We start from the raw sequence: 16247 nt of genomic DNA, 5'->3' as shown, positions 1-16247 counted from the left end.
GAAGCCGGGACGCGGTCGCGCCCGGCTGGCCGTTATTGCTGCTTCGGAAGCGGCGCGGGTGTCGGCAGCGCGGCGTTCGGGTCCTTGGTCGGAACACCGACGTTGAGATCCTTCGCCCGGTCCACCGCCTCGGGATTCGCCTGGGCCGGCGGCTCCTTGGCGGCCGGCGCCGTCGGCGCGGTCGGCTCGGCGGGGATCGCGCTCGACGGCTGACCCTGCTGGTCGCCGTCATGGGCGTCGGCGGGCGGTGCCGGGGCGTTGCGGTCGCTGGACTCGCTCGGCGCGCGCGGGCTGCCCGGGGACTTCTCCTCGACCGGCTTGGCCGTGCTGGTATCGGCGGGCTTGGCCGGGCTGTCCTTGCCCTCCGACGGCTTGGAGGCGGCGGGCTGCGCGGCGGTCGGCTTGTCGGCAGGCTGCTCAGCCGGCTTGGCGGCCGGCTTGTCCTCGGGCTTCGCCGCCGCCGGAGTGGCCGCGGGCGGCGCCTCGGACTTCTCGACAGCGGGCAGCGGCTTCGGGTTCTCGGCGTTCGTGCGCAGATAGGCGATGACGTTGGCACGCTCCTGGGGCGAGGCGATGCCGGCGAACGCCATCTTGGTACCCTTCACGTAGCCCTTCGGGTTCGTCAGGAACTCGTCGAGATCCGCGTAGGTCCAGGTGCCGCCCTTCTCCTTCATGGCGGCCGAGTAGTCGAAGCCCGGATGCGAGCCCTTCGGCCGCTCCACCACCCCGTAGAGATCCGGCCCGACCTTGTTCGGCCCGCCCTTCTCGAAGTTGTGGCAGGCATGGCAGGCCTTGGTGCCGGCCTCGCCCTTCTCGACATTGGCGCTCGCCAGCCGGACCGCGATCGGCTCGACCTTGGCCTCCGGCGCTGCGGCGGCCGCTTCCGGCTGCGGCTCGGGCAGGTCGTAGCCGGCTTTGCCCGCCGGCTTCGGATGATAGATCAATTCGGCGACGAAACCCGATCCGGCCGCGAACAGAAGAGCGCCGAGGACTGCGCCCAGGACCTTGTTCACCTCGAACGAGTTCATGCTCTTCTCGCGTCTCGCCCGGACCCGTCGCGCGCCTGATCACGGGCGAGCGAGCTCGGACGCCGGACATTGGAAGATTTCGAGGTTGCCTTAGCGGTTTCGGACGGTCCCTGACAATGCCGGCGAGGCCCTCCGCGGCGCTGGGGCGCAGAATTGTGCCGATGAATCGTCAAGCTTGTCACCGGCCGGCATCTTTTCGCCGATGCGGTGTCCGGGCCGAAGGGGACGACAACCGGAGGCCGGCCTGTTAAGCAGCCGGCCCGCCCGCGGGCTCGGCCGTTCGGCCTGGGCCCCATTTGCGAATCGTCGGGTCCGAACGCGATGTCCGATCCCCTGGTCCTGATCCCGGCACGCCTCGCGGCGACCCGCCTGCCCAACAAGCCGCTGGCCGATATCGCCGGCGAGGCCATGATCGTCCATGTCTGGCGCCGGGCCGTCGAGGCCGGGATCGGCCCCGTGGTGGTGGCAACCGACACCGCGGAGATCGTCCGGGTCGTGGAGGCCGTGGGCGGCGTCGCGGTGATGACCCGGGCCGATCACCCCTCCGGCTCCGACCGGCTCGCCGAGGCGCTGGAGATCGTCGATCCGGAAGGGCGCCACGACGTGGTCGTCAACGTGCAGGGAGACCTGCCGACCATCGATCCCGCGATCATCGGCGCTTCCGTGGTGCCGCTCGCCGACCGCACGGTCGATATCGTGACGCTCTGCGCCCCGATCACCGACCCGCACGAGGCCGACAATCCGAATGTCGTGAAGCTCGTGGGCCATACGGTCGGCCCCGGCCGGCTGCGCGCCCTCTACTTCACCCGCGCCCGCGCCCCCTGGGGCGACGGGCCGCTCTGGCACCATATCGGCCTCTACGCCTACCGCCGCACGGCCCTCGGCCGCTTCGTCGCCCTGCCACCGGGCGATCTGGAACAGCGCGAGAAGCTGGAGCAGCTCCGGGCGCTGGAGGCCGGCATGCGCATCGACGCCGTGATCGTCGACGACCTGCCGCTCGGCGTCGACACCCAAGCCGACCTGGAACGCGCCCGCGCCCTGCTCCAGGGCCGTCGCCTGAACTGACCTCATGAATTCCCGAGCCATGACAGACCGCACCATCGCCTATCAGGGAGAACCCGGGGCCAACTCGCACATCATCTGCGCGCAGGCCTATCCCGACTGGACGCCGCTCCCCTGCCCCAGCTTCGAGGACGCCTTCGCGGCAGTGACGGAGGGCCGGGCCCAGCGGGCGATGATCCCGATCGAGAACTCGATCGCGGGCCGCGTCGCCGACATCCACCATCTGATCCCGACCTCGCCGCTGCACATCGTGGCCGAGCACTTCCTGCCGATCCATTTTCAATTGATGGTGCTGCCGGGCACGCAACTCGAGGCGCTGAAGAGCGTCCACAGCCACGTCCATGCGCTCGGCCAGTGCCGTCGGATCATCCGTCGCTTGGGCCTCAAGGCCGTGGTTGCGGGCGACACCGCGGGGGCGGCCCGCGAGATCAAGGACCTCGGCGATCCGAGCCGGGCGGCCCTGGCGCCGGCTTTGGCTGCCGAAGTCTACGGCCTCGACATCCTGGCGCGCGATGTCGAGGATGAGGCGCACAACACCACGCGCTTCGTGGTGTTCTCCCCCGAGGCCGAGCCGGTCGCCCCCGGGACGGGGCCTTGTGTGACGAGCTTCGTGTTCCGCGTCCGCAACATTCCGGCGGCGCTCTACAAGGCGCTCGGCGGCTTCGCGACGAACGGCGTCAACATGTCGAAGCTCGAGAGCTACATGATGGACGGCGAGTTCACCGCGACGCAGTTCTACGCCGAGGTGGACGGTCACCCCGAGGATCCGGGCCTCGCCCGGGCGCTCGACGAGCTCGGCTTCTTCTCGCGCGAATTGCGGGTGATCGGCACCTACCCGGCCCACCCGTTCCGCGAGGCGGCGCGGCCAGCGGCGGAGTAGGCGCCCGGCTATTCGCGCCGCAGCACCCGATCCACCGCCAGATCCGACCAGAAGCCCGGCCGGAAATCCCGCTTGAGCGCCTCCGGATCGTAGATGGTCTCGACCCAGGTCAGGAAGTCGATCCCCTTCGCCTCCCCCTCGATCCGGTAGCGCGCGAAGAAGGCGTCGAGGATGCCGGTCTTGGCGAAGCGGAGATGGCCGTAGCGGGCCGAGAGCTGGCGTGCGGCCTCGGCGACGGAGCGGCCCTCGTGCAGGATCAGGTAGAGCGCCGAGGCGAGGCCGGCCCGGTCGGCGCCCGACTTGCAGTGCATCACGGCCGGGTACTCGATGCCGGCGAAGAACGCCTTGGCGGCGAGGATCGTCGCCCGGTCCGGCGCCTCCCGGGAGCGCAGCACGAACTCAACGAGCTTCAGCCCATGGCGCTCGCAGGCCTCCCGCTGCAGCGGCCAGGAGCCGTGCTCGCGCCCGCCCCGCAAAGAGATGATCGTCCGCACGCCCTCGGCCCGGAAGCGGGCGAGCTGGTGCGGGCCGGGCTGGGCGGAGCGCCAGAGCGCTCCCGTGCCGACCCGGTGGCGGTTGAGATAGGCGAGCCGGAACACGCCGTGATCCATCAGCAGCATGTTGGCCCAGGCCCGCAGCCTGTCGCCCGGACCGGCGATCGGCCGCTCGAAGCGGGCGATCCGGGCCATGCGGCGCGCGTAGCGCGTCTCGGGCTTGAGGAAGCGGTTGAACAAGGCCGGGGCTGCCGTGGGAACGGAGCACGGGCTCTAACAGCCGCCCACCGAGCCGGCAATTCACCACCGCACCGGCACGCCCCGGGATTCCGGCGTCGATCTTGCCTTCACTCTGCCCGGATCGGCATCGAACCTGGGCGGACCGCGCGGGTTATCCGCCGGTCGGACGAGGGGAGGCCCGAAGCCCATGAGCACGCGCACCACGAGCATCCGCCGGGCCCGCGAGGCCGATCTCGGCGGCTTGTCCAAGGTGTTCGATGCGTCGTGGCGCGAGGCCTATCGTGGCATCATCCCCGGCGTCGCCCTGGAGCGCCTGATCGCGAGCCGCGACCGGGCCTGGTGGCGGGGGGCCCTGCGCCGGGGACGCCCGATCGCCGTGGTGGAGACGGCCGACAGGATCGTCGGCTACGCGGCCTACGGGCGGACGCGCAGCCGGGCGCTCGGCACCGAAGCCGAGGTCGACGAGCTGTATCTCCTGCCCGAATACCAGGGCCTCGGCCTCGGCCGCCGCCTGTTCCGGGCTGTCCGCAACGACCTCATCGATCATGGCCTGACACAGCTCGGCGTGTGGAGCCTTGAGGATAATGACCGGGCCGGCGCCTTCTACGAGGGCCTCGGCGGCAAGCCGGGTCCGCGGGTGCTCGACCGGGTCGCGGGCGTTCCCCTGCCCAAAGTCGGCTTCCTGTTCGGCTGACGTTTTCCAGCGCTCGTTGCGGGACCGGATTTGCAAGTTCGGGCGGCGTCTCTAAGAGGTCTCCGACGCCTTGGGCACCCTGGAAGCGGAACGCCATGAGAATCGAATCCATCTCGCTCGGCAAGAAGCCGCCGCACGACGTCAACGTGATCATCGAGGTCCCGCTCGGCGGCGAGCCGATCAAGTACGAGATGGACAAGGAATCCGGCGCGCTGGTCGTCGACCGGTTTCTGTACACGCCAATGTTCTACCCGGGGAATTACGGCTTCATTCCCCACACCCTGTCGGGCGACGGCGATCCCTGCGACGTGCTGGTGGCCAACACCCGCGCCGTCCTACCGGGCGCGATCATCAGCGCGCGCCCCGTGGGCGTGATGGTGATGCAGGACGAGGGCGGCGAGGATGAGAAGATCATCGCGGTTCCCTCGCGCCACCTGACCAAGCGCTACGACCGGGTCGAGAACTACACCGACCTGCCCGAGATCACGATCCAGCAGATCCAGCACTTCTTTGAACACTACAAGGACCTGGAGCCCGGCAAGTGGGTCAAGTTCGTCCGCTGGGGTGACAAAGAAGAGGCGCACCGGCTGATCGAAGAAGCCATCGAGCGCGGCAAAACCAAGACCTGAGGTCGGGTCGGCGCGGATCGACGGGCCGTTGATCCGCGCAACACACGCCGTAATGGACATCCCTCCGTCCTTGCGGGCGCCTCAAAGCAAGGACGGTCGGGGCCTGGAAGCTGCCGGCTGAGGCCGCCCCTGCACGCCCCCGAGACTTGGATCGGAGACCAACATGGTGCGGCTGCTGGCATCGATTGGCCTTCTGGGGGCCTTGCTGGTCCAAGGCGCCGCGTGGGCGGCGGATCTGCGCGAGGTCGCGCCGCTCGGCGGCTTCCGGGCGACCTGCGAGGATCTCGGGTCTTTCTGCTTCGCCGATGCCTGCGGCCGCGATCAGATCGAGGCAACTCAAGGATGTCGGGCACGCTGCCCAAGCGCGGCGATCATGAGCGTGACCCCAGCCACCTGCCCCCGCGTCGAGGCGCCGCCGACCGTCGTGCTTAGGCGGCGCGGCTGAAGGCCAGTGTCGACCTACTGAAAAGGCAAGTGCCCGCGGCAACGAATCGCGGAGCGCGGCATTGACCCGTCGCGAAGTGTTGACTGGCAGACATGAGGGCGCGGACGGATGCACGCGAATGCGCGCGATGCCCGCAGAGGGACGATGCGGACGAGTGATCTCAATCCACCCCGGGCGGGACTGAATTCCGACCCGGTTCTCTACGGCGTTGCGGCGGGCCTTGCGGCTTTGTTCCCACCCGTAAAAGCCTTGAAGGACCCGGCCGAGCCGGCCCACACCGAACGGCCGGACAGGCGTCGGAAGGTGGCCGGGGCCCCCTGACCAGCCCAGGACGCTGCGGCCAACCTCGTCAGGATGCGAGCCGGACGAGGAGGAGCAGCGTCGCCATCACGGGGATGGTGGCGGCCAGCCACAGGGCACCGGCGTGGAACCCGTCGGGTCCTGAAAAGCGCAGGCTCCGCGCCACACCGGGGCGCAGATCCGCCCCGCGCCCGATACCGATCCCCACTGGCATCCGTCCACTCCTCGATACCGGAGGAGTGGGGCCCGAAGGTCCCCAAGACAGTCTGAATCGATTCCCGCCATCGTGTGGCGTGGTGAACGCCGCTTTAAAGGGCGCGGTCGAACTTCAGCTCGCCATTCGGGCTCTTCAGCACCAGCTGCGATCCGACCAGATCCCACACGGCCGAGGTGCGCAGGGCGATGAAGAAGGCCTGCTCGGAGGCCGCGAGGCCCTTGTCGCAGCTCTTCTTGGTCAGCGCGAGCGGACCGACCGCGATGTGCTGCTCCTTGAGCGGGAAGGCGGTAGCCGCGAAGGTGTTGCAGCCGCCGTAGCCGCGGGCGCGATACTGCTTGTCGATGATGAAGCTCGGCCGGTCGCCGCCCGAAAACGGCTTGCCGTTCAGGCTCACGGCCGTCCAGGTCGAATCGAGCGGGAAGATCTTCTCGCTGGCCTTGGCCCCCGGCACGTACTGGGGCTTCTTCTCGTCCTCGCCGCCGGGACGGCGGTTGCCCTTACCGAAGCCCGTGGGCGCCCCCATCTGGGCCTGCGCCTGTGTCGCTGCGGTCAGGCCCGCGGCCAGAACCGTGCAGGCCAAGGTTGCGATCAGCACCCCTCTCATCGTTCCGTCCCCATCTCGCGCGCTCTGCGCTCAGGTCATCCCGAATCCGGCGAACCGCACCGGGCATCGCTGCGGGCCGTTCCGAATCCATCGCTTCCGGCCGATGCGACAGGATTTCAGCACAATTATGGTCGCGGTCGATCTGCGTCTGCGCGGAAACGAACCGCGGCGGCCATCGTTGTTGATCATCGTGGTTCGGGAGAGTGGCCTTGGCAGGATCGGACGAGGGTGCGCAGAGCGGCGCGAGGGCGCCGGCGATGAGCCCGGCGCAGTCGCGGGCGGCCCGCGGGCTGCTCGGCTGGTCCGAGGCGGACCTCGCCGCGAAGGTCGGGCTCGACGAACGGCTCGTGCGCGATTTCGAGGGCGGTTATGGCGATCCGCCGAGCGGGCAGATCGAGGCCCTGCGCAGCGCGCTCTGCGCGGCCGGGGCGGTCTTCACCGCGGCACCGAATCAGGGCGTCCATTTGACAGAAGCGTCGGGCGTCGACGAGGGGACGCGGCTGGGCGCCTTGACCACCGAGAACGATCGGTAGCCGACGGGAGGTCCGAAGGCACCGCCTGAGCGGTGCCACTCAGGGCGCGTTCAGATGCTCGGAGCGATAGCCGGGGGTACGCCCTGCACGCCGCTTGGAGCGATCCGTGACCGACCCTCTCGACCTCCCACCCCGGAAGACCGCGCAGACCGCCTCCGCCCGGAAGGCGACCCGCTGATGCGCGCCGATGCTTTCCTGGCGGCGGCCGACGCCCTTCCCCTGGGCAGCCTCGATGCGCTGGTCGGTGCCGGCGGTCTCGTGGTCGTCGCCCCCCATCCCGATGACGAGAGCCTCGGCTGCGGCGGATTGATCGCGGCGGCGCGGGCGGCCGGTCGGCGTGTCCACCTGATCGTCGTGAGCGACGGCTGCGGCTCGCACACGCATTCCCGCCTCTATCCCCCCGAGAAGCTCCGCACCCTGCGCGAGGTCGAGACGATGCGGGCGGTGTCCATCCTCGGCCTGGCGGCGGAGGACGTCACCTTCCTACGCCTGCCGGATGCCCATGTGCCGAGCGCAGGACCGGTTGCCGAGGATGCCGCGCGCGCCGTCGCGCAGGCGGCGGCCGCCTGCGGAGCGGGCGCGGTGTTCGTGACCTGGCGCCACGACCCCCATTGCGATCACAAGGCCTCGGCCGCCATCGTCACCCTCGCCCGGTCGCATATGCCGGCGGTGCGGGTCTACGAATACCCAGTCTGGGGCTGGACCCTGCCGCCTGAGACCGAGGTCGGCCCCGCGCCGACGGGTCTGCGCCTCGATGTCTCCGCGTATCGCGCGACCAAGGTCCGCGCCGTGGCAGCGCATGAATCCCAGACGACCGACCTGATCTCGGACGATCCGCAAGGGTTTCGGCTGGAGCCCGCCATGATCGAACGCCTCTGCGGCCCCTACGAGCGCTTCGTCGCGGTCCTGGCATGAATCGGCGGACGCAGACCCTGTCGGGTGACTATTTCGCAGGCATCTATGCCAGCGATCCCGATCCCTGGCGCTTCACCAGTTCGGCCTACGAGCGCGACAAATACGCGGCGACGCTCGCCGCCCTGCCGCGGGCGCGCTATCGGTTCGCCTTCGAGCCCGCGTGTTCGATCGGGGTGTTCACGCACGCCCTCGCCGCACGTTGCGACCGACTGCTCGCCACCGACCTCGTTCCCGGCGCGGTGGAGGCGGCCCGTACCCGCTGCATCGACAAGCCCAACGTCGAGATCCAGCAAGGCGCCCTGCCGATCGATTGGCCGGCGGGCCGATTCGACCTGATTGTGCTGTCCGAGTTCCTCTACTTCCTGGCGCCGGCGGATCTCGCCGCCCTGGCTCAGCGCGCCGCGGCCGCGATAGAGCCCGGCGGCGACATCGTCCTGGTGCACTGGCTCGGCGTGACCGACTATCCGCAATCCGGCGACGGGGCCGCCGAAGGCTTCATCGCACAGGCCCGGCCCTTCGCCGGCCTCCTGCACCAGGCGCGGACGGCCGCGTATCGCATCGATGTGCTGCGTGCCGGGGCCACGGCGTGAGCACGACAGTCATCACGCTCAACAAGGGCCGGGACGCGCACCTCGCGCGCCTGCTGGAAGGTCTCGCTCGCGGGGCGCCACCCGCCGCCTGCGTCGTGGTGGAGATCGGGAACGACCCGGCGCCTCTTCCGGACCTGCCCTTCCCCGCGGTGCGCGTGCCGTTCCCCCATGATGGCCTGCCGCTCGCGGCCGCGCGCAATGCCGGCCGCCGGGCGGCCCGGACCGACACGTTGATCTTCCTCGACGTGGATTGCATCCCCTCCGCGGGACTCGTTGCCGGCCTGGAACAGGCCGTCGCCGAGCATGACGGGCTGATCTGCTGCGAGATCGGCTACCTGCCGGCCGGCGCCGTCGCGGATGGCTGGCAGGAGGCCGACCTCGATGGCCTCGGGCATCCGCACCCGGTGCGTGCCTTCCCACCCGCCGGGGTGGTAACCGCCGCGCCGCAAGCCGGCCTGTTCTGGTCGCTGGCCTTCGCGGTGCGCGCCGAGACCTACGACCGGCTCGGCGGCTTCGACGAGTCGTTCTCCGGCTACGGCGCGGAAGATACGGATCTGGCGTTCCGGGCTGAGAAGGCCGGCGTGCCGATCCTGTTCCTCGGCGGCCCGCGGGCCTATCACCAGCATCACCCGGGCTACGATCCGCCGCTCCAGCATTTTCGCGATATCGTTGCCAATGCGTCGCGGTTCCAGGCGCGGCACGGCCTCTGGCCGATGGACGGCTGGCTCGACGCCTTCGCCCGGCTCGGGCTGATCGGGGCGGACTGGCGTGAGGGAATCGAAATCCTGCGCGATCCGACGCCGGGAGAGATGGCGGCGGCGCGTCTGCCGGATGACCGGCCGTTCTGAGATCAGCGGCGGCCTCGCCGTCTTTGCAAGCGTGAGCGAAGCAAAGACGCGCCACCGTCAATGACAGCGGCGCGCTGGTTGAGCGGCGTGAGCGGAGATCCGCTCAGCCCTTCATCGCATCCGCCTTCTCGATCAGCGCCTCGGCCATGCGGATCGAGGCAATGTCGATCAGGCGACCGTCGAGCGAGACGGCGCCGCGTCCGGCCTTGGCGGCCTCTTCCATGGCCTCCAGGATGCGGCGGGCCTTGGTGACCTCGGCCTCGGACGGCGTGAAGACCTCGTTGGCCAGATCGATCTGGCTCGGGTGGATCGCCCACTTGCCCTCGAAGCCGAGCGCCGCGCAGCGCCGGGCCGCCGAGGTGTAGCCGTCCGGATCCGAGAAGTCGCCGAACGGGCCATCGATCGGGCGGAGGCCATAGGCGCGGCAGGCGATCAGCATGCGGTTCTGGGCGAACAGCCACGGATCCTGCCAGTGGGTCTGGCGGTTGCCGCCCTCGTCCTTGTCGGTGAGCACCGAAAAGTCCGGGTTCACGCCGCCGATCACGGTGGAGCGGGCGCGGGTCGAGGCCGCGTAATCGGCCACGCCGAACGACATCGCCTCCAGGCGCTTCGAGGATTGGGCGATCGCCTCGACATTGGCCATGCCCAGCGCGGTCTCGATCAGCACCTCGAAGCCGAGCTTCTTCTCACGCTTCTTGGCCTGCTCGATCTGGGTGACCAGCACATCGATGGCGTAGACGTCCTGCGGCACGCCGACCTTGGGGATCAGGATCATGTCGAGCCGCGGACAGGCTTCGACGATGTCGACTACGTCGCGGTACATGTAGTGGGTGTCGAGACCGTTGATGCGGATCATCATGGTCTTGTTGCCCCAATCCAGGTCGTTCAGCGCCTGGATGATGTTGGTGCGGGCTTTCTCCTTGTCGTCGGGGGCCACGGCGTCTTCCAGATCGAGGAAGATCACGTCGGCGGCCGAGGATGTGGCCTTCTCCATGAAGGTCGGGTTCGAGCCCGGAACGGCCAGCTCGGAGCGGTGCAGGCGGGCCTTGGCCTGCTGGATCAGGGTGAAGCTCATGGGTGTTTCTCTCTCCTGGTGATGGTTCTGATGCCGTGGCGGGGTATCCGCTCGGCGGTGAAAATGGCGCTCGCACCGCGTGGCGACAGAGCAAGACTTGTTGTTGAGGGCGCGCGGCTCTCCCTCCCCCCTTTGCGGGGGAGGGTGGCCCCTGCGTCAGCAGGGGTCGGGAGAGGGGAACCCGGCCTCAGAAAAAGGGGGAGCATACGTGAGGGCTAAAGCCACATCCTGCACCGTCGCTCCCCCTTGCGGGACTTCGTCCCGACCCGCTTCGCGGGCCACCCTCCCCCGCAAAGGGGGGAGGGAATCGTGCGTGCAGATCCCGCGCCGCCTCACCCCGTCGCTCCGAAGCCGACCGCAATACAGTTGATCGACAGCAGCAGCGCCGACTTCACCGCCTCGCGCCGGTCCTCGTCGGTCTCGGCCCGGTAGCGGGCGAGCAGTTCCACCTGCTCGCGGCTCACCTGATTGATCGTCGGCAGCCGACCTTTGAGCCGGTCGCGGAACAGCGGGAAGCGCTCGGCGAGTTCCCCGCCGCCGCTCACCCGCATCACCATCTCCCGGGTCAGCGCGTACTCGGCCTCGATCATCGAGAAGATGCGATCGCGGATGCCGGCATCCGGAACGAGGCCCGCATAGGCGCGGGCGATGTCGAGATCGACCATCATCAGCGTCTTCTCGACCTCGTCGAGGACGAGGCGGAGGATGCGCGACTCGTTGAACAGGCGCTTCAACGTCGCCTCGCCCTCGCGGCCGCGCACGTCGATGAAGCTCGCGAGCCCGGAGCCGACGCCGTACCAGCCGGTGATCACGTGACGGTTCTGCGACCATGCGAACACCCAAGGGATCGCCCGCAGGTCCGAGAGCGAGCGGGCGCCGAACCGGCGCGCCGGGCGCGAGCCGATATTCAGCAGCGCGATCTCGTCGAGGGGGCTCGCCGCTTGGAAATAGTCCACGAGCCCGTCGGTCTGGAGCAGCTGCACGTAGGCGGCTCGGGACGCACCGGCGAGCGCCTCCAGGGCGTCGTCGTGACCGGGGCCCGCCCGTTCGCCGTCGCCCGCCAGCGCGTGCTCGAACACGGAGGCGGCGAGCAGCTCCATCTGATAGGCGGCGGTGCCGCGGTTGGCGTATTTGAACGAGACGACCTCGCCCTGCTCGGTGGTGCGGAACCGGCCGCGGATCGAGCCCGGCGGCTGGGCCATGATGCCCCGATGGGTCGGCACGCCGCCGCGGCTCACCGAGCCGCCGCGCCCGTGGAAGAAGGCGATGCCGATTCCGAGTTCCTGGCCGAGCCGGGTCAGCTTGCTCTGCGCCTTGTACAGCTCCCAGTTGGCGGCGACGAAGCCGCCGTCCTTGTTGGAGTCGGAATAGCCGATCATCACCTCCTGCACCCCGCCCTGCCAGCGGGTGGAGCGGCGCACCACCGGCGTCCCGAGCAGCGCCCGCATGATCGCCGGGGCGGCGCGCAGGTCGTCGATCGTCTCGAACAGGGGCACGATCGGCAGCGGGCAGATCTCGGTCCCAGCCGCGTCGAGGAACACGCCCGCCTCCTTGGCGAGCAGGTAGGCGCCGAGGACGTCCTCGACCGAGCGGGTCATCGACAGCACGAAGGCGCCGAACGCCTCCCGATCCAGAGCCTCGCGCATCTCGGCCACGAGGGCGAAGGTGGCGAGCGTCTCGCGCGCCGCGTCGGGCAGGTCCTCGAAGGACCGCTCGGGATCGCGCGGGCGGGCGAGTTCCGTATCGAGCCATTGCCGCCACGCCGCCGAGCCGAGTTCCGGTGGCACGCCCTCGCCGTTGCGCTGGCGCCAGAGAGCGTGGAGCGTGTCGGTGGTCCGGGTGGTGTTCTCGCGCAGGTCGAGCCGGACCGTCGAGAACCGGAAGATCTCGACCATCCGGCGGACCGGGCGGACGAGGTCCCGGGCCAGCGCCCCGCACTTGGCCTCGGTCAGGCCGCGCTCCAGGGTGCGCAGGTCCTCGATCAGCCCGTCCGCGCTGGCATAATCGGGACCGGACGGGTGCTCGCCCTCATTGCGGGCGATCGTCGCCTCGATCTTGCGGGAGACGCAGGAGAGATACTGGCGATACGGCTCGCCCGGGTTGCGTCGGGTGATGGCGCGCCCCTGGCCGCTCTCGGCGAGGTGCCGCTCCAGTTCCGCGCGGAACTCTTCGGGCAGTGGCAGCGAGCGCTCGGTCAGCGACAGAGTCCGACCCAGCTCGCGCACGCGGTCGCGGTAGCGGGTGAGCGAGGCGAGCGCGTTGCGGTGCAGGGTCTGTCGGGTGACGGCGGCGGTGACGTAGGGATTGCCGTCCCGGTCGCCGCCAATCCACGAGCCGAACTGGAAGAACGGCGGCACCCGGAATTCCGTACCCGGATAGGTCTCGGCCAGCGCCTCGTGCAGCGCCTCCAGGGTTTCGGGCAGCATCTCGAACAGGGTCTCGTCGAAGAAGTGTAGCCCCCAGGCCACCTCCCGCTCGACGGTCGCCTTCTCCAAGTGCAGCTCGCCGGTCATCCAGACCAGCTCGATCTGGTCGCGCAGCTCGTTCATGAGCCCGTTGCGCTCGCGATCGGTCCAGCGCGGCATCTCCAGCTCGCGCAGGACGAGGTAGATGCGGCGGAACTTTTCCAGCACCGTGACGCGCTTGCCCTCGGTGGGGTGGGCGGTGAGCGTCGGGCGGATGCGCAGGTCGGTGAGCAGCGCCTGGATTTTTTCAGGCGGCACGCCCTGCTTGCGCGCGTCGGCGAAGACTTTCGCGAATGAGCCGCTGAGCGCGGCGCGGCCTTCCGTACGCTCCACGTGGCGGCGGCGGCGCATCGCGGCGTTCTGCTCGGCGATCGAGATCAGCTGGAACCAGATGCCCTGCACCTGGAGCGCCCGGGCCAGCATCTGCGGCGAGAAGCGCGAGATGTCGGCCGTGCCGTGCAGCACGGCTTCAAGGTCCGGGTCATGCCGGCGGGCGACGTCGAGCAGCGCCTGGAACAGGATGTCCAGCGCCTGCTCCGACGACGTGCCGACGATCACCGGCGGCGCGAAGGCCGTGGCGTCGACGAGACCGGGGGTTGCGTGAAGGGTGCGGGTCATGGGGCCACCTCGTGGCGCGCGGTCTGCTCCCCTCCCCCTTGCGGGGAGGGGGTGGGGGGTGGGGGTGGTGCAGGAGGCACCGAAACGCCCCGTCCTGAACCACCCCCACCCTCGGTCCCTCCCCACAAGGGGGAGGGAAGGATCTACGCCGCTCGGGCGAGCACGTCGGCCACGGTCTGGCCGAAGCTGCCCGGATCTGGCGCCACGGTGAGCCCGTACGAGCGCATGATCTCCGCCTTCTCGGCGGCGCTGTCGCCAGCCGCCGAGATGATCGCACCGGCATGGCCCATGCGCCGACCCTTCGGCGCGGTCAGCCCGGCCACGAAGCCGATCACCGGCTTCGACATGTTCTCGCGGATCCAGGACGAGGCCTCCGCCTCCTGCGGGCCGCCGATCTCGCCGATCATCAGCACCGCGTCGGTATCCGGGTCCGTCTCGAACAGGGCGAGGTGGTCGAGGAAGGACGAGCCGTTGATCGGGTCGCCGCCGATGCCCACCGAGGTCGAGATCCCCAGCCCCAGCTCCTTAAGCTGCGCGGCGGCCTCGTAGCCGAGCGTGCCCGAGCGGGAGATCACCCCGACATTGCCCGGGAGGTAGATGTGGCCGGGCATGATGCCGAGCATCGCTTTGCCGGGCGAGATGATGCCCGCGCAGTTCGGGCCGACCACCATGGTGCGGCGATCCCGCGGGTAGCGCATCAGGTAGCGCTTCACCCGCATCATGTCCTGGGCCGGGATGCCGTCGGTGATCGAGCAGACAAGCCGCAGCCCGGCATCGGCCGCCTCCATGATGGCGTCTGCCGCGAAGGGCGGCGCCACGAAGGTGATCGAGGTCGTGGCCCCGGTCGCCGCCACCGCCTCCTTGACGGTGTTGAACACCGGCAGGCCAAGATGCGTGCGCCCGCCCTTGCCCGGGGTGACACCGCCGACGACGTTCGTGCCGTAATCCAGCATCTCCTTGGCGTGGAAGGTGCCCTTGTCGCCCGTGATGCCCTGAACAATGATCGGGGTGGTCTCGTCGATGAGGATGCTCATGGCGCGGTCTCCCCTTTCAGTGCTGGGTCTTGGCCGACGCGCAGGCGTCGACCGCCTTGCGGGCCGCCTCCGACAGGGTGTCGGCGGTGATCAGGTCGAGGCCGCTCTCGGCCAGGATTTTTTTGCCCGCTTCGACATTCGTTCCGGCCAAGCGCACGACGAGCGGCACGTCGATCTTCACCTCGCGGGCGGCCTGAATGACGCCTTCGGCGACCCAGTCGCAGCGGTTGATGCCGGCGAAGATGTTGACCAGGATCGCCTTGACGTTGCGGTCCGAGAGGACCAGCCGGAAGGCCGTCGCCACCCGTTCAGGGGACGCACCACCGCCGACATCCAAAAAGTTCGCCGGCTCGCCGCCCGCGTGCTTGATCATGTCCATGGTGGCCATGGCCAGACCCGCGCCGTTGACGATGCAGCCGATCTCGCCTTCGAGGCCGATATAGCTGAGGTTGTGCTCGGCGGCCTGGGCCTCGCGCGGATCGCCCTGCGAGGGATCGTGCATGTCGGCGATGCCCGGCCGGCGGAACAGGGCGTTGTCATCGAACGACATCTTGGCGTCGAGCGCCAGCACCCGGTCGTCCTTGGTGACGACGAGCGGGTTGATCTCCAGCATGGTGCCGTCGCAGTCGCGGAACGCCCGGTAGGCGTTCATGATCGTCTTCACCGCGGCCGAGACCTGCTTGATGTTCAGCCCGAGCTGGAACGCGATCTCCCGCGCCTGGAACTGCTGCAGGCCCACCGCCGGCTCGACCACGACCTGGATGAGGGAATCGGGCTCGTTGGCCGCGATCTCCTCGATATCCATGCCGCCGCGCTGGCTGGCGATGACGCGGACGCGCTCGGCCTTCCGGTCCAGCACGTAGCCGAGATAAAGTTCGCGCTCGAACGGGTCGGCGGTCTCCACGTAGACCCGCTGGACCGGCTTGCCCTCGGGGCCGGTCTGGTGCGTGACGAGGCGCTTGCCCAGGAGATCCTTCGCGGCGTCGCGAACCTCGTTGTAGGTCCGGCACAGCTTGATGCCGCCGGCCTTGCCGCGGGCGCCCGCGTGGATCTGCGCCTTGACGGCCCAGAACGAGCCGCCGAGCTCGGTGGCGGCGTAGACCGCCTGGTCCGGGCTGAACGCGATGGCGCCTTTCGGGACGGCCACGCCGAAGCTCGCGAGCAGCTCCTTGGCCTGATACTCGTGGACGTCCATTCGGCGCCTCCTCCGCGGTTCGTTGCCGCTGGTGATGCGCTTCAGTTTAGTTGAGTCGAAAGAATACGCCCGTCAAATTTTTTGATCCACCGGTTCAGGGGGTCTTTTTCGCAGTCGCAACACGGATCGTATTCGTTTTTGCGACGCAACATACACAAAAACAACGAGGCCGGGGCGTGATGCACCCGGCCTCGACTGTCGATCCGATACGATTCTCGTTTGAACGCTACGTTCGAGGCGCCTCTTCGTCATCACGAGCGTAGCGAAGTGACTCAGAACAGCGAGACCTCTGCGATCGTGGCGCCACCCTGGATTGTTTCGCTGCGCTCGCAAAGACGACAGTGTCGATTGGTAAAACCGGACACGCTGTTAAGTTAAGCG

At 69.1% G+C, this 16247-nt stretch carries 17 protein-coding genes; 9 read left to right on the top strand and 8 right to left on the bottom strand.

The window, feature by feature from the left end:
* Window positions 1–32: 32 nt before the first annotated feature.
* Entirely contained in the window at window positions 33–1028 is a 996-nt protein-coding gene (locus BLQ49_RS19615) for a c-type cytochrome (RefSeq protein WP_091718729.1), read from the bottom strand.
* Window positions 1029–1349: 321 nt separating this feature from the next.
* Here BLQ49_RS19615 and BLQ49_RS19610 point away from each other — a divergent pair, with 321 nt between their 5' ends.
* Complete coding sequence (locus BLQ49_RS19610; protein WP_091718727.1) at window positions 1350–2093, top strand: 3-deoxy-manno-octulosonate cytidylyltransferase; 744 nt, start codon at window positions 1350–1352, stop codon at window positions 2091–2093.
* A gap of 19 nt (window positions 2094–2112) precedes the next feature.
* Window positions 2113–2970 (top strand): prephenate dehydratase, encoded by an 858-nt coding sequence (locus BLQ49_RS19605; RefSeq protein WP_091718725.1) that lies wholly within the window; start codon window positions 2113–2115, stop codon window positions 2968–2970.
* Window positions 2971–2978: 8 nt separating this feature from the next.
* On the opposite strand, the gene BLQ49_RS19600 is transcribed toward BLQ49_RS19605, so the two are convergent.
* Window positions 2979–3704: a tyrosine-protein phosphatase gene (locus BLQ49_RS19600; RefSeq protein ID WP_091718723.1), complete on the bottom strand. Its 726-nt coding sequence runs from the start codon at window positions 3702–3704 to the stop codon at window positions 2979–2981.
* Window positions 3705–3891: 187 nt separating this feature from the next.
* Here BLQ49_RS19600 and BLQ49_RS19595 point away from each other — a divergent pair, with 187 nt between their 5' ends.
* From BLQ49_RS19595 to BLQ49_RS19585, 3 genes are all read left to right on the top strand, one after another.
* The gene (locus BLQ49_RS19595; RefSeq protein ID WP_091718721.1) at window positions 3892–4398 is read left to right on the top strand and encodes a GNAT family N-acetyltransferase; all 507 of its coding nucleotides are present in this window, start codon (window positions 3892–3894) and stop codon (window positions 4396–4398) included.
* Between the two features lie 95 nt (window positions 4399–4493).
* Entirely contained in the window at window positions 4494–5027 is a 534-nt protein-coding gene (gene ppa, locus BLQ49_RS19590) for an inorganic diphosphatase (RefSeq protein WP_091718719.1), read from the top strand.
* Window positions 5028–5190: 163 nt separating this feature from the next.
* Window positions 5191–5472 (top strand): hypothetical protein, encoded by a 282-nt coding sequence (locus BLQ49_RS19585; RefSeq protein ID WP_091718717.1) that lies wholly within the window; start codon window positions 5191–5193, stop codon window positions 5470–5472.
* 349 nt (window positions 5473–5821) lie between these two features.
* Here the strand turns inward: BLQ49_RS19585 and BLQ49_RS29795 are convergent, their stop codons facing one another.
* Window positions 5822–5986, bottom strand: a complete 165-nt coding sequence (locus tag BLQ49_RS29795) for a hypothetical protein (protein ID WP_167627740.1) — start codon at window positions 5984–5986, stop codon at window positions 5822–5824.
* A gap of 94 nt (window positions 5987–6080) precedes the next feature.
* On the bottom strand, window positions 6081–6593 hold the full coding sequence (locus BLQ49_RS19575) for an META domain-containing protein (RefSeq protein WP_091718713.1): 513 nt from the start codon (window positions 6591–6593) through the stop codon (window positions 6081–6083).
* A 209-nt stretch (window positions 6594–6802) separates the two neighbouring features.
* Here BLQ49_RS19575 and BLQ49_RS19570 point away from each other — a divergent pair, with 209 nt between their 5' ends.
* From BLQ49_RS19570 to BLQ49_RS19555, 4 genes are all read left to right on the top strand, one after another.
* Window positions 6803–7126 (top strand): helix-turn-helix domain-containing protein, encoded by a 324-nt coding sequence (locus tag BLQ49_RS19570; protein WP_244507688.1) that lies wholly within the window; start codon window positions 6803–6805, stop codon window positions 7124–7126.
* A 177-nt stretch (window positions 7127–7303) separates the two neighbouring features.
* Window positions 7304–8041, top strand: coding sequence for a PIG-L deacetylase family protein (locus BLQ49_RS19565; protein WP_091718709.1), 738 nt, complete (start codon window positions 7304–7306; stop codon window positions 8039–8041).
* Window positions 8038–8631, top strand: coding sequence for an SAM-dependent methyltransferase (locus tag BLQ49_RS19560; protein ID WP_091718707.1), 594 nt, complete (start codon window positions 8038–8040; stop codon window positions 8629–8631). Before BLQ49_RS19565 ends, BLQ49_RS19560 begins: the two co-directional genes overlap by 4 nt.
* The gene (locus tag BLQ49_RS19555; protein ID WP_091718705.1) at window positions 8628–9479 is read left to right on the top strand and encodes a glycosyltransferase family 2 protein; all 852 of its coding nucleotides are present in this window, start codon (window positions 8628–8630) and stop codon (window positions 9477–9479) included. The genes BLQ49_RS19560 and BLQ49_RS19555 overlap by 4 nt, the downstream gene beginning before the upstream one ends.
* 103 nt (window positions 9480–9582) lie before the next feature.
* Here the strand turns inward: BLQ49_RS19555 and BLQ49_RS19550 are convergent, their stop codons facing one another.
* The 4 genes from BLQ49_RS19550 to BLQ49_RS19535 form a co-directional block, all read right to left on the bottom strand.
* Entirely contained in the window at window positions 9583–10554 is a 972-nt protein-coding gene (locus tag BLQ49_RS19550; RefSeq protein WP_091718703.1) for an HpcH/HpaI aldolase/citrate lyase family protein, read from the bottom strand.
* A 332-nt stretch (window positions 10555–10886) separates the two neighbouring features.
* A complete protein-coding gene (locus BLQ49_RS19545) occupies window positions 10887–13637 on the bottom strand; it encodes a phosphoenolpyruvate carboxylase (RefSeq protein ID WP_091718701.1) in 2751 nt (916 codons plus the stop codon).
* A gap of 143 nt (window positions 13638–13780) precedes the next feature.
* Window positions 13781–14671 carry a succinate--CoA ligase subunit alpha gene (gene sucD / locus BLQ49_RS19540; protein WP_091718699.1) on the bottom strand — a complete coding sequence of 297 codons (891 nt, stop codon included), beginning with the start codon at window positions 14669–14671 and terminating at the stop codon, window positions 13781–13783.
* A gap of 16 nt (window positions 14672–14687) precedes the next feature.
* Window positions 14688–15866 (bottom strand): malate--CoA ligase subunit beta, encoded by a 1179-nt coding sequence (locus BLQ49_RS19535; RefSeq protein WP_091718697.1) that lies wholly within the window; start codon window positions 15864–15866, stop codon window positions 14688–14690.
* Window positions 15867–16247: the final 381 nt, after the last annotated feature.

The organism is Methylobacterium phyllostachyos (assembly GCF_900103445.1).
GTDB lineage: Bacteria > Pseudomonadota > Alphaproteobacteria > Rhizobiales > Beijerinckiaceae > Methylobacterium > Methylobacterium phyllostachyos.
The sequence above is the reverse complement of the archived record's forward strand: the minus strand, read 5'-3'. Positions and strand labels throughout refer to the sequence as shown.

Excerpts from the sequence above, each read along its gene's own strand:
- BLQ49_RS19610 (WP_091718727.1), top strand. The coding sequence starts at position 1,350 with ATGTCCGATCCCCTGGTCCTGATCCCGGCACGCCTCGCGGCGACCCGC.
- BLQ49_RS19605 (WP_091718725.1), top strand. The coding sequence starts at position 2,113 with ATGACAGACCGCACCATCGCCTATCAGGGAGAACCCGGGGCCAACTCG.
- BLQ49_RS19585 (WP_091718717.1), top strand. The coding sequence starts at position 5,191 with ATGGTGCGGCTGCTGGCATCGATTGGCCTTCTGGGGGCCTTGCTGGTC.
- ppa (WP_091718719.1), top strand. The coding sequence starts at position 4,494 with ATGAGAATCGAATCCATCTCGCTCGGCAAGAAGCCGCCGCACGACGTC.
- BLQ49_RS19575 (WP_091718713.1), bottom strand. The coding sequence starts at position 6,593 with ATGAGAGGGGTGCTGATCGCAACCTTGGCCTGCACGGTTCTGGCCGCG.
- BLQ49_RS19550 (WP_091718703.1), bottom strand. The coding sequence starts at position 10,554 with ATGAGCTTCACCCTGATCCAGCAGGCCAAGGCCCGCCTGCACCGCTCC.
- BLQ49_RS19615 (WP_091718729.1), bottom strand. The coding sequence starts at position 1,028 with ATGAACTCGTTCGAGGTGAACAAGGTCCTGGGCGCAGTCCTCGGCGCT.
- sucD (WP_091718699.1), bottom strand. The coding sequence starts at position 14,671 with ATGAGCATCCTCATCGACGAGACCACCCCGATCATTGTTCAGGGCATC.
- BLQ49_RS19545 (WP_091718701.1), bottom strand. The coding sequence starts at position 13,637 with ATGACCCGCACCCTTCACGCAACCCCCGGTCTCGTCGACGCCACGGCC.
- BLQ49_RS19535 (WP_091718697.1), bottom strand. The coding sequence starts at position 15,866 with ATGGACGTCCACGAGTATCAGGCCAAGGAGCTGCTCGCGAGCTTCGGC.
- BLQ49_RS19565 (WP_091718709.1), top strand. The coding sequence starts at position 7,304 with ATGCGCGCCGATGCTTTCCTGGCGGCGGCCGACGCCCTTCCCCTGGGC.
- BLQ49_RS29795 (WP_167627740.1), bottom strand. The coding sequence starts at position 5,986 with ATGCCAGTGGGGATCGGTATCGGGCGCGGGGCGGATCTGCGCCCCGGT.
- BLQ49_RS19560 (WP_091718707.1), top strand. The coding sequence starts at position 8,038 with ATGAATCGGCGGACGCAGACCCTGTCGGGTGACTATTTCGCAGGCATC.
- BLQ49_RS19595 (WP_091718721.1), top strand. The coding sequence starts at position 3,892 with ATGAGCACGCGCACCACGAGCATCCGCCGGGCCCGCGAGGCCGATCTC.